Genomic DNA, 13,606 nt, shown 5'->3' with positions numbered 1-13,606 from the left:
TACCTCGATTAAGAGATAGGCTTTTAATTTACTCTATTTAAATTTTCCTAACGCTTCCCCATTATCACGACAGGCGACGTAATAGGTTAATCTTTCATTGAATGCTGGATGGTACGCAACATATAAATAACCGCCATTTCTCACGTAACCAACATATTTAACCGATTCACCCTTATAGTATTTAACGCCAGTATTACTAATACCAGGGTATTCATAAATTGATAAGGCTCTATCTGGATAGAATGTCCCAGTTTCTTTCGTGATAGTATATTGGCCATCTTTAAACGTACCATTCGTGCTTGGTTTCACAGGTGCTACCGGATTAGTAATTTCTGGTTTACTTGGTTTTTCGATTGACCCAGTACCATTCCTGATATCATTCGCGAACTTAGTTTTTGATACGCCCATACTTGCTAAATAATCGTACGGATCCATGTGGTCACCCCAAATGTTGGCAGTAACCCACGCATGTGTTTTAACGCCGGCGTACAGGTTTGAGCTATCTAGCGTTAAATCAATCCTATACTTCTTGGCCATATCACGGATTAACTCGATGTACGTTTTGTAACTCTTCGCAAAATGAGCAGGATCATATGAGTTATCAATCTCAATCTGTGCCGGACTATTTTCATTTGCCCATGAACCCGCACCCCAAGCGACATAACCAGGGGTCCCAACTTGATAAGCAGTATCGCCATCAATCACGAAATGCGTATAGGCTGAATTGAATGTTCGATTCATGTAAATTGCGTTATTTAGTCCAAGTGTGGTTGGATTACCTACGTCATGCGCAATAATAACGTTTCGCTTAGCAACACGCATATCCCCTTGATTACCTGCTAACTGATACGTTTTATTAATTTCGTATGCTTCTACCTTGTTCGTGTAAATTAGGGCAAAAGAAAAGGCCACCGCGATGGTAGCCATGATTTTTGCGTATTTAGTTTTAATCTTCATTTATAATCTCCTTTTTATTTGTGTCATATACAATCCCAAATAATCCGCCAATCGTTAACAGTGTATTAATTAAACCACCTACTTGGCTTTCAAATCCTTCTGGCAACGTTAAGCCAAATAAAGCGAATATTTGCTGGATCAATACAATGAATAGACTAGTTAATGATACCCATAGCGCCTTTGAATGCCAATTGACGTTGATATTTTCCATGTGTTTCCTCCTAATTTTTCGTAAAAAAATAAACACCTCATTGAGCTGCTCTACTTGTGATACATATCCATATGTCCATCTAATTTCTCTCCTAAAGCTTCAGTCTTATCTTCCACTTTAATGACTTTTATACTTAACGAATTAAGATCATCACGCAATGCCTTTCTATCCCTTTTACTGGCATTTAATTCTTCAGTTAAAGAATCAATTGAATTAGTTAGCGGCATAACCACAACTCGTTTGAACAATAATGTAATGCCACCGAATCCAAAACCTAGGATAGTTGTGATTGCCGCTAAGTCTCCAACATTAATCCCCCATACTTTCAATCTCATCACCTCATTTCGTTTTTAACATAAGGTAACACGATTATTTAGTTACTTCCTTTTCATCAATCAAAGCATCTTGAATTTCATACATCTTCTTTTCAAACTCATCTTTATCTTTTCGACATTCGACTCGATTAGCTGCATACAATTCTTGATTTAACACATTGGACGAAAACGTTGACCCATTTCCTTCTTGTCCAATATTTGCGTTAAATGACATGACCATATCATTACCAATTATTGATTGACCCGTTAAGCTCGTTGTTTTATCTGTTTTTAACATTAGTTATTCCCCTTTTCTAGTTCATTCATTAATAGGTCATAGACGTCTGCATCTGTTCCAGAGAGTTCTTCATCATATGCTTCTAGTGATTTTTTTACATTCTCAACATATTCAGCGTAATCAGTCGTTGTAATGGTTACTTCTTCATTAAGTAACACCACATGTTCTTTACCGAATTCTGGCTTATTTTCTTTAGCAATATCATATTGATTTTCATCAATCATCACAGCTTTACCGTCTTCGTCCTTAACCGCGTATTCTTCTAATAATGCTTTTTCATCTGTTTGTAATTCCTTTAATTTTTCGGATAACAGTTTGACTAATTTACTCCGCGACCGTGATTCCGCTGCCTTTAATTTCATGTTTTGTAAAAAATTGATTGTGAGTACTAAATGTTGATTTCTAATTTTCATTTATTTCTACCTCTTCCTTTTTTAGTGTTTTAACCTGTTTACTCAATTCTTGCACTGCAGATACTAATAATCCAACGAAATTATTTAAATCGACAGATTTATCATCGTCAGATAATACCGGGCTTGGCGTCTCTAATTTATTTTTTAAAGAACGTACTTCAGTTAAATCATCAATAACCAATCCGATATGTTTCTTTTTCAAATCAGATTCACCTTTATAGTTCCATTTCTGAATATTCATACCGTCCAGTATTTCCAATGAATCTTTTGAGAATGTTGCTTCAAAATTCTTTTTAATACTTTTCAAAGAACCCTGATGAAACGCAGCGGCGTGTATGCCAAGCGGACTTTCATTTTTTTTCAAAAAGTAAACCTCACCATCATCCATGGTTCCAAAAGTATGTCCTTTTGTCCCAAGTCTAAATTTTCCCGCGTACATACCTTGGCTAGCATTTATTGACCCACTTGCGTTAATATCACCATTCGCGTACATCATGACGCCATTAGCATGCGCACTAGCTCCCGATGCTATTTGGAAATATTCGGCTTTCATGTCTACTCGGCCAATCATGTCCGTATTTGAACTATTTGTGTATTTCCTAATTTTAAAATAATCAGGTCCAATAAAGGTTTGAACACTACCTAAATAAGCCCCCGGTTTACCACCAGCGGCCCCAACGTATTCTTGCGCATAGTATCCCAGGTAGTTTTTTGTGAATTTAACATCACCCTTCCACCACCTTGGATCAAGTGCCTGTCCGATTGTTTCACCATAGTCAAAATCTGAAAAAATACCACCGTTCGTTCCGATTGTTAGTTTATTTTCAAGGAACATATCCGTTCCCCTAAAGGTCACACCAGAAATATTTATCCCACTGATAGTCCCCGATGAAATGTTATTCGCATTCATATTAATAATGTTAACGTTAGCCGCATTAATCGTTCCAGCTGTGATTTTATCGGCTTTAATAGTCGCAATCATTGCGTCTTTTATGACCGCATTGTCGATTGTGGTTTGACCAGTTATGTGCGTCTTTTTGCCGTCGATTAAGATACCTTTTGGGCTGATGTTAATTTGATTGATGACATCGCCTTTTTGAACACGGAGATTAATGTCACTTTTGAGCAGTGTTATCTGTCCCTGCGTTGCGCTATTTCTTCGCATTACTAAATCAGTTACCATTACATATCTATCAGCTGGGTTCTTACCGTTCCAACTAACCCACGGGCGTGCGTATGCTGTATTTGCAGGCATTGTTAAAGTGCCCGATAATTTTTTCCAATCATGCGCTGATGAAGAAGAGGCAACGAACGCCGTTTGTATTATTTTTTTATCAGAATCGTATAGGATAAATCCTAGTACAATACTTCCGGTCGTTGCAGCCGACTGCCACCTAGCTTTCATTTCTCCGTAAAACTCATCACCAGCTTTGACGGGCATCATGGATGCGTATGTATCCGCATTTCCTATTACATGGCCTATTATCTGCATTACCGGTGTTCCTTTTTGGACAATAGCGTTATCGGTAGGACTTTCCACTACTGTGATGTAGTCTCTTTTACCCCACCATTCAGGCTGAGTACCTAGTTTGGTTTGAGAGAACGATCCGTCATAAATCATGTTATCTCCGCCCAAATCACCAACTACTGCCGTCCACTGACTTGCTAATTGAGTGACTTGGGACTGGTCAGCTTTACCGGCTACGGTGCTTTGTATCCCGTTTACTTTAATTTCCAAATTTGAAAACTCAATTTCCGAAGCCAGTTCTTCGGGTGCTGGTGTCCAGTCCATTCCTTTGTTTCCTAAACTCACCATTATTTTTTCATAAACTACATTTACATTTTGAGATTCTGGATAACTTGCATCTGAGTATATTATCAGTTGCGTATACTCGCTATTTTCATCTGTTTTAATCGTTGCTGAAATTCTACCTTTATTAATTGATGCAATAACTGATGCGACTATTTTATTTTCTGCTGTACTCATTCCGACAAGCACTTTTCCAGAACCACCAATTTGATTTACTTCTGCAGTGATTGTAAACTCGCTATTTTTTGGAACGGCCGATAGTTTTAGGTTTTTATATGATTTAAAACTAAATTTTGTAGAAGTTCCAAGCGCATAATTACGACCACCGATTTGAACGTTATCTAAATTATTTTGAACTTTAGAAACTGATAATTGAATATTTTCAGCCGTTGTTTTAATCTGCCCCTGCGTCCATGTTTGAGTGGCATAACTTCCAAGTGTATTAGTCAATTCATTCTTACTAACCGTTTGAGAAATCTGACCGGCTTGGACAATTAATTTACCTTCGGCCGAGGTTACTCTGCCGGTTAACGTATTAACGGTACTTTGACTGGCTTTTAAAGCAATTGATTTCGTGTTGACGTCAATGGCGCTGCCCTGTTTGTCAACAGTCCCTTTTAAAGTGTCAACTGAACTCTGATCAGCTTTCAACTTAATCGAATTAGTGTTAAGCGTTATTCCGGAACCTTGTTTGTCAACAGTCCCTTTTAAAGTGTCAACTGAACTCTGATCAGCTTTCAACTTAATCGAATTAGTGTTAAGCGTTATTCCGGAACCTTGTTTGTCAACAGTCCCTTTTAAAGTATTGAGCGCTGTTGTGTCGGCTTTTAAACTGATCTGGTTAGCCAGTTGCGTGACTTGCGACTGGTCAGCCTTATTCTGTACTGTGCCTTGAATACCATTTACTGTTACTTGCAGTTGACTAAATTGTACTTCCGAAGCCAGTTCTTCGGGTGCTGGTGTCCAGTCCATTCCTTTGTTTCCTAAACTCACCATTATTTTTTCATAAACTACATTTACATTTTGAGATTCTGGATAACTTGCATCTGAGTATATTATCAGTTGCGTATACTCGCTATTTTCATCTGTTTTAATCGTTGCTGAAATTCTACCTTTATTAATTGATGCAATAACTAATGCGACTATTTTATTTTCTGCTGTACTCATTCCGACAAGCACTTTTCCAGAACCACCAATTTGATTTACTTCTGCAGTGATTGTAAACTCGCTATTTTTTGGAACGGCCGATAGTTTTAGGTTTTTATATGATTTAAAACTAAATTTTGTAGAAGTTCCAAGCGCATAATTACGACCACCGATTTGAACGTTATCTAAATTATTTTGAACTTTAGAAACTGATAATTGAATATTTTCAGCCGTTGTTTTAATCTGCCCCTGTGTCCATGTTTGAGTGGCGTAGCCGTTGAGCATGCCCGTCACATCGTTGGCCGTGACCGTGGCGGCAATCTTATCCGCCTGCACATCAAGTTGCCCGCTGAGATTAGTTACACGACCGTCTAAGGACGATACCGTTGAGCTGTCGGCTTTAAGCTTAAGTGCGTTTGCATTAGCCGCCATTCCGGCAGTGTTACTGGTGACCGTCTTTTCGAGATTGTCCACGTTGGTCTGGGCTACCTGTAGCTCAGCCTTTGTCGCGGTCAACGCTAATTGCGTCGCCTGTTTGTTAACCGTATCATCAAGGTCATTGACGTCGTTTTGCGTTAGTGCTAAATCAGCTTTTGTGGCGGTTAAACCAAGTTGAGCACTATTTTGGGCCACCGTACTAGCCAGATCGGATATGGTTGAGCTATCAGCTTTAAGCTTTAACCCGTCTGCTGTAGCTGTGATATCTAGCACTTGACTGGCTACCGTATCGTTTAATTTATCCACGTCCGTGTTAGTCAGTGCTAGCTCGGCTTTTGTCGCCGTTTGACTGAGTGTACTCTCTGCAGTTGTGACCCGCTGATTTAAGGTGTCAACCGTGTTAGTACTAGCCTTGTTGAGCAATTCGTTTGCATTTTGTTGCGCTAGGGTCTGAGCCGTTGTTGCCGTTTTGCTGACCGTGTCCACGCTAGTTTTTGTCGCTAGTGTACTAATTGTTGACTGATTTTGCTTAGCTAGTGTGCTGACCGTATCCACTGTGCCGGCTAGCGTGTTATAAGTCGTTTGGCTAACTTTGCTTGCAAGTTCACCATCAATGTTCGTAAATTGTTGCTGCACATCTTCTGGTGCAGCCTTATAGTCGGTTGCTTTATTCCCTCGCTCAAACTGCATGTTATATACAGTAACTGTTCTTGTGGTAGCAACATTGTCCATACGAATTTGAATACCAGTAGCAGTACCGCTTGTAGTCCAATCTGACTGCCATTGAACAGTACGCACAAAGTGTCCGTTTTCCTTCATAGCGTCCCCATCTCGGAATGTCCCCCACGGTATGTTGTTGAACTGAGGCAATATAGTCCCGTACGCCCCCGTACCAACGTTTATATAATCAAAAGACACGGTCACATAATCGCCGTCATTAAACGGCGCTTGCTTGATTGTTCCAAATGTGAACAGCCACTTTATCGAGCTGCTCTGATTAGTGACGCCAGAACCTTGCATTTTCCAAGTGGCGCTTGTGTCAGCTAAATAATTTCGACCGCCAATCGCAAGATTATTAAATTTATCCAGCGCATTAGCCGCATTATTAATTGCTGTGTTAGCTTGTCCTAAAGCACTAGCCGCCTGACCTTTTGCAGTAGCTGCATCGTTGATTGCCTGTGTTGCATTTGCTTTCGCAGTGTTTGCATCGGCTTTGGCCGTTGTGGCATCTGTTACAGCTTGATTGGCTTGAGTGGCCGCATTGGCCGCTTGAATTTTAGCAGTAGCAGAATCTTTTCTCGCTTGAGCCGAGTCAGCCGTTGCGCTACTTGAATTAGTTAAGGCGTTTTTGGCGTCGGTTATAGCAGTTCCAGCGCTTGTTAAAGCGTCTTTAGCCTGTTGACCAGCTGCGGCCGCATCTGATTTAGCTTGTGTCGCCGTGTCTTTTGCAAATCCCGCTTTGGCTGCCGCGTCATTGGCAGCGGCTACTGATTCGTTAGCCTGATTCTTTGCTTCTTCAGCATCTTTTTGAGCTTCATCTACCGCATCTGATATCTCGGATGTTTTTCGTGTTGACATCACAAATTTCCAGATAGTACCATCCCAGATATATAATTCTTCAAATTCCCCATCAGGTTTATACCATAAATCGCCATTTTTTCTAGCAGTTGGCATATCAGGTCCACGGAATATAGTGTTAAACCCATTAGCCGCATTTTCTGCGGTATTTTGTGCATCGTTTGCGGCATCTTTAGCGTCACTCACATCATTGGCTATCTGGTTAAGTTGACTTGAAAGAGAGTATTTAGGCTCTCCGATTTCTAGAGACTCATAACGATCAAGTAATACATTCCACTCTGTTTTGATGACTTTTGCTTTTGTTCTAACTCCTAAAGCATCAAAATAAATAGATACCTCATCACATAAATTAACCTGCTCAATTACTCCATTTTCAAAATTTAATGTATTTGTCAAATCCTGATAAGACAATTCAATTGAAACGCTCGGAACACCAATACTATTAGATTTCATATAAGAAATTGCGGCCTTCCTTAAACTATCGACCGTTTTTATTTCCTTATCAGTAAAATCAACTGGTAAAATATTTCGTTCTGGGTAATTTTTAATATATTCAGAATCTACAAAGTATTCCGGCAAGGTAACAACTATTTCTTGTTGATTCTCGCCTTCTGGTGTATATGTCGAAAACGGCTGAATCGAAGTATATGTTGTCATGACGGTTTCTTCTTGCGTGAATTCAGTTATATTTTTACCATAAGCTAGGATAGCAGCGCTTGTTTTTCCCCTTCTATTCTTTAAGCTAATATGATAATTATCGAATATATATTCTCCGCCCCAGTTTTGGAGAATTGACCCAGCCACTCCGCCTAGTGCTTCACGTGCATTTTTTTGTGTTTTAATGCTCCACGCTGCACTATTCTTAGTTGTAATATCTGAATCGACAACAAATTCATTTTTATCAACAATTGATGATTTCCACATCCCTAACGCAATCGTTGCATCGGAATCGTTAATAGTAACAACTGGTTTTAATGTTAGCTTATTTGTTAAATAACTTACGTGTTGGGCATATACGGTAACTATTCCGGACAACGGTTTAGTTATTTTAACAATTCTAAATCGTTGGTCTTTCGTGTAAATCTCTTGACCAGAGTCAGCCTTAATAACTCTGCCATTTTTAAGATAAGAAAAAAGCCGTCCAGTAATTGGATAGCTCATCTCTAATTCAAATATCCCATTTCTTTCAGTTGTAACGTTGGCACTGATCGTATCGGTTAACACTCCAATTCCGTTATTAAAGAAATTGGTTGCGTTAGACTCATATAAAATAGGAAAACTCATACAACACGCTCCCATCTGGGCATTATTTTAACACTAGTTATTCCTGAGCCCGTCCATGATATTTTATTGTCTCCCGCTCCTAGTTCCGGAAATGGAAAGAAATAAAGCTTATCATTTTCCAGTTTATTATTAACGCTAATTCTTACCGCATTTTGAGCGAGTGAATCGACTTTAATATCAGTATCAATTCCTTTAAAACTATACTTTTTTGAGTTAATTGTTAAATCCATATCACCAGTTCCAACAATTTCAAAAATCGGTTTACTTTTACGTTGAAATGGATTTTTTAATATCTGTCCGTTAGTTAATGTTTGTGAAGTTAATCCCGTTTTTAGATATTTATATGGCATAATTTTAAAATTAAAAACGGCTTTTGAAAACTTTTTGAGAGTGATATCAAATGGAATGCCTTCACTTAAAATGGCACTATATTGATATTCTGGTTCCCACGAGAACGACAAAGGTCGCCAACCTACGTCTTTTTTTAGCCATTCATCAATTTCATCAATACTTTTTTCGATTGCACCTACTGGATAAAGAGAACACGGCAATCCTCTTTGGACTGCTTTTAATCGTTTATTATCAATGGCAATATCGCCATCAACACCAGGCACTTCGATAAACGTCACGTCTGATTCAGGCCCAGAAATATCAATGCCTGCTTGAACCCTGAGGCCGAATACATTAGACTTTTTACCGTTATATTCAAAATAACTTGTTATCATCATTCCATTCTCGCTCCTTCCGTTTGAGTTACCCATGCAATATCTTGCATCGTTTTTCTAATGTCTTCTTTGTTATTCCAGTTTAGATTTTCAACTTTAAAAATAACAGAATGATCGTTGGTGTTAGTTGTATTTCCGTTATTGTTTATCAAATTGGACGAATTCCTGTTAGAACCGCTAGAGTTATTCGATAACATTGATTCAGCTGTTATAGTTCCATTTCGGAAGCCCTCAAGCGCCGGCATAGAAGCGTTTGATAAACCGATAAATGGATCAGTATCTAATCCATCTTCCACTGTGTCATTAATCATTTCTGTCATATTCTTTACGGTTCTTTGGACAGCACTAAATTTATCAGTTAATCCACGATTCAATCCGTACACAATAGCATTACCATTTTCAATTAATAATTTTTTATCATAGGAAATGGGTCCTTTGTGGTCTTTAATCCACTGAGCCCAACCGCTAACAGTATTTTTTACCTTTTCGAATCCTTTAACTAAACCACTTAATAAACCTGACACAATAGCTCGTCCAGCATTTACCATATCTCCTATAGCGTTACTAATTCCTGAGCCAATTTTACCTACCATTTCGCCACCTTTACTGAGTAGTGAACCAAGTAGTTTACCGATACCTTTAATCAATGCCATTACAACTTGTGCGCCAGCGCTTATAATTCTAGGCATATTGTCTATCAGGGCCTTCGCTAATGCTACAATTATTCTTAATGCTGCCATTATTAATTGCGGTAGTACTTTAATTAATCCGTTTATTAATGCCATTAATAATTTAACACCCGCAGCTATAATTTTAGGCATGTTATCTATCAATGCTTTTGCTAAAGCTATAATTATTCTTAATGCTGCCATTATTAATTGAGGTAATACTTTAATTAATCCGTTTATTAATGCCATTAATAATTTAACACCCGCAGCTATAATTTTAGGCATGTTATCTATCAATGCTTTTGCTAATGCTACAATTATTCTTAATGCTGCCATTATTAATTGAGGTAATACTTTAATTAATCCGTTAATTAAAGCTAACAATAGTTTTATACCTGCATCAATAATTAATGGTAAGTTCTCTATTAAAGCATTTACTAAAGCCAATATAATTCTAAGTGCTGCTTCTATTAATTGAGGTAATATTTTAATTATCCCGTTTATCAATGCCATAAGTATCTTTACACCTGCATCTATAATCATAGGTAGACTTTTTATTAGAGCACTTACAATAGCTAATATAAGTTCAATTGCTGCTTCTATTAAGACGGGTAATATTTTAATTATCCCGCTTACTAATGCCATAAGTATCTTTACACCTGCATCTATAATCATGGGTAAACTAATTATTAACGCATTTATAATTGCCATAATAAGTTGAATTGATACACTTATTAATTGTGGCAGGATGCTAATAATTCCACTAATAAGCGCCATTAATATTTGGATACCAGCATTCATAAGCATCGGTAATAGTGAAATAAGCGTTTCTATAATTTGAGGAACAATTGTAACGAATAAAGTTATAAGTTGAGGTAAAGCTTGAACTATCCCATTTATTAACGCTATCAATATCTGTATCCCTGCGAGCAATATCATAGGTAATAGTGGCAAGATGGCGTTCAACAAAGTGTTAACAATTGTTATAACTGCATCCACTATCTGCGGTAAAGCTGTAATAATCCCATTCAAAAGCGCTACTAATATGTTAGTTCCTGCTTCTATTAAGACAGGTAGTACTAATGTAATGGCATCTATTAATTTATCTATAATGCCTATCATTGCATCAACAATCATCGGAATTGCTGTGGTAATACCTTCTACTAGCTTAACGATAATGTCCGTTCCGGTAGCAATAATTTCCGGTAAATATTTTTCTATAGCTGCAGTAACTGTTTCGATGGTTGCAGATAAATTATCGAACACTTTTGTTATTCCATCAGCTGATAAATCACCTGTTTTTATCCAAGCCATAACAAAACTGGTTACCAATCCAATCACAAGTCCCATTGGTCCACTTACACCTAAAAAAGCCAAAGCAGCAAACTTAAGTGCAGTAACGACAACGCTTAGGGCTGTACCAGCATAACCAAGTGAACCACCAAATTTTTCAAGTAATGGAGCAACAACTTCTATTGCCTTACCAAAAATACTATTAATTCCTTGACCAGCAATTCCCATTCTAATAGCAAGCTGATCCATTTTATTTTTAACTGCATCTATTATTGGGCTTAAAGAACTACTTATACTGCTTCCTAAATCTATAAATCCTTGTTTCATAATTTTCAAACCAGGCTGTATAGCAGATAATAATTGTCCGAATTTAGCTACTACAACGTTTAATGCACTTTTTACAACGGATGAAAATTGTTCAAAACCTTGTTTCATAGCATTCAAATTAGACTGTACATCAGATAATAATTGTCCAAATTTTTGAATAAATGTATCAAAAGATTTTTTAGCAACATCCATTCCATTACTAAGTACCTGCATAAATGAGGCCCATACTTCTTGACCTTTTTTTGTTTTAGTAAAGAAATACGTTAATCCACCAACTAATGCCGCTATTGCAACGATTAATACTCCGATAACCGTAGTTGTGCCAAATGCATAAGATAGCGCTCGAAATGCGCTTGTTGCTACACCAGCAGACGCGGATGATGCAATAAATTCTAACTTCAATATTTGCAGTGTTTCTATAAAAATTTTAGTAGCTGCGATTGCAGTATTTACAGCACTGTAAGCTACTATAGCTCCTTTCATAACAAAAAAAGCAGTAGCGCCTGCCATTATAGCTGCTGCTAATGTTTTAAATACATCTTGATGTTTTGATACAAAATCTAAAAGTTCTTTAATTTTAGGACCTACTACACCCAATGCGGATACTACTTTATTAAGAGCTGCCTCTGTACGTGCACCACTATTAGTAATGATAGTGGCTATATCTGTACCTAAAACAGTTTTTAACAGATTGTCAAAAGCTGTTATTAAATTAGCTAATCCACGAGTTACCGCAGTTTTCATATTAGAAATAGATGTTCCAATACCACTAGTTGCATCTTGTACAATTGTATGGAGTGACTTAAGACCACCGCCACCTTTTGTATCCAAATTAATTAATGCATCTTGGAATTTAGATACACTAATACTTCCATCTGATAATCCTGCCTTTAACTGTCCAGAAGTCATACCCATTTCTTTAGCTAAGGCATTTAATGCTGGTCCCAATCCTGAATTTATCATAGAATTCCAAGTTTCAGCATCAACTTTCCCATTTGAAAAGGATTGCGATAATTGAACAACTGCATTGTTAACTTGGTCTGTTGTTCCGCCAAAACCTAATATTCCATCATTTAAGGCAGCGAATATCTTTTGTGATTTACCTAAGTCGTTCGTAGATGAAGCTATCAATTGAACGCCTTTCACAGCACCATCTAACGGAGTAGGTAACCCTTGAATACTACCTTTCAGGTCATTCATTGTTTGTGTTATGTCTTTTGTTGTAAATCCCATATTTTTAAATACTCTATTAGAATTATTTAAAGTATCAACACGCTTTATTGCCCCATCCATCGAATCTTTCAAGGTACTAAATGCCATACTAGCAACCTTAACTAATCCTAAAGATGTGACCATGCTTTTAATTCCACCAATTGATTTCTTGGCTGAATTACCGACGCCGTCTATGCCACCTTTTAATTTATCAGGCCCACCAGTTCGGCCAATACCACTAGCTGTTTTCATTAAACCATTCAGGTTTTTTATAGCCTGTTTAACATCAGAAATAACGGATATTTTAACAGTTCCATCACTCATTTTCTTCCTCCTTTCCTTCTATTTTTTGCCCAGGTAGTGCAAACTTCTTTTTAGCTTTTAATAATTCTCGTCTTTCCTTAGCTGTACCTTTCCCCTTCGGTAATTCCTTTGTTCTAATTTCTCTAACTTGAACAAATCTAGTATTGTTAGGAAGACTATTCAATAATGCATTAAATCGAGACCAACTTAACTTTCCCTGTTGATCAATCAAATCAATCCCATAAGTCTGCATAAATGCTGAATAAATAAGGTCAGCATCAAAATCTAAGTCATAATCACTTTTATTTTTACTTATATATTTTTGCGGAAGAGGATTTCCACTTAGATCATGTTCAACAACGTCATCAACTTTAGTCAAAAAAATAAAATTATTTAGCAGTCCATTAACAAGGTCTGAATAATTTTTATTATTTTCATCCAATCGACCTAAATCAGGAACTTCATCTAACATTAATTCAAAAAATACTCTGTAAAAGAACTCATCATTATCTATTTTTTCCTTACAAAAATTAATTACTTTGATAATATTATTAAAAGAAGTATCAACATTATAAAAAATGCCATTAAATTCAATTTCATTTTCTTCTGAATTAGCAAGTGAGAGCATA

At 37.2% G+C, this 13,606-nt stretch carries 9 protein-coding genes; all 9 read right to left on the bottom strand.

The window, feature by feature from the left end; all coding sequences use genetic code 11:
* Positions 1-33: 33 nt before the first annotated feature.
* Genes N0K73_RS05475 through N0K73_RS05435 form a run of 9 tightly spaced genes read right to left on the bottom strand, consistent with a single transcriptional unit; the run spans position 34 to position 13,605 of the window.
* Complete coding sequence (locus tag N0K73_RS05475) at positions 34-957, bottom strand: peptidoglycan recognition protein family protein (RefSeq protein ID WP_284068650.1); 924 nt, start codon at positions 955-957, stop codon at positions 34-36.
* Positions 947-1,168 carry a phage holin gene (locus tag N0K73_RS05470; protein WP_284060752.1) on the bottom strand — a complete coding sequence of 74 codons (222 nt, stop codon included), beginning with the start codon at positions 1,166-1,168 and terminating at the stop codon, positions 947-949. The genes N0K73_RS05475 and N0K73_RS05470 overlap by 11 nt, the downstream gene beginning before the upstream one ends.
* 50 nt (positions 1,169-1,218) lie before the next feature.
* On the bottom strand, positions 1,219-1,497 hold the full coding sequence (locus N0K73_RS05465) for a hypothetical protein (RefSeq protein ID WP_284064968.1): 279 nt from the start codon (positions 1,495-1,497) through the stop codon (positions 1,219-1,221).
* Between the two features lie 40 nt (positions 1,498-1,537).
* Positions 1,538-1,780, bottom strand: a complete 243-nt coding sequence (locus tag N0K73_RS05460; RefSeq protein ID WP_284064967.1) for a hypothetical protein — start codon at positions 1,778-1,780, stop codon at positions 1,538-1,540.
* On the bottom strand, positions 1,780-2,193 hold the full coding sequence (locus N0K73_RS05455) for a DUF1617 family protein (protein WP_146303452.1): 414 nt from the start codon (positions 2,191-2,193) through the stop codon (positions 1,780-1,782). The genes N0K73_RS05460 and N0K73_RS05455 overlap by 1 nt, the downstream gene beginning before the upstream one ends.
* Positions 2,183-8,449, bottom strand: coding sequence for a phage tail spike protein (locus N0K73_RS05450; protein WP_284068649.1), 6,267 nt, complete (start codon positions 8,447-8,449; stop codon positions 2,183-2,185). The genes N0K73_RS05455 and N0K73_RS05450 overlap by 11 nt, the downstream gene beginning before the upstream one ends.
* Entirely contained in the window at positions 8,446-9,177 is a 732-nt protein-coding gene (locus N0K73_RS05445; RefSeq protein ID WP_284068648.1) for a phage tail protein, read from the bottom strand. The genes N0K73_RS05450 and N0K73_RS05445 overlap by 4 nt, the downstream gene beginning before the upstream one ends.
* Positions 9,174-12,998, bottom strand: coding sequence for a tape measure protein (locus N0K73_RS05440; RefSeq protein WP_284068647.1), 3,825 nt, complete (start codon positions 12,996-12,998; stop codon positions 9,174-9,176). Before N0K73_RS05440 ends, N0K73_RS05445 begins: the two co-directional genes overlap by 4 nt.
* Positions 12,991-13,605, bottom strand: a complete 615-nt coding sequence (locus N0K73_RS05435; RefSeq protein ID WP_284068646.1) for a Gp15 family bacteriophage protein — start codon at positions 13,603-13,605, stop codon at positions 12,991-12,993. Before N0K73_RS05435 ends, N0K73_RS05440 begins: the two co-directional genes overlap by 8 nt.
* Position 13,606: the final 1 nt, after the last annotated feature.

Origin of the sequence: Dellaglioa algida, assembly GCF_030127605.1 — a bacterium.
GTDB lineage: Bacteria > Bacillota > Bacilli > Lactobacillales > Lactobacillaceae > Dellaglioa > Dellaglioa algida.
This window is presented reverse-complemented; position numbering and strand designations above follow the sequence as displayed.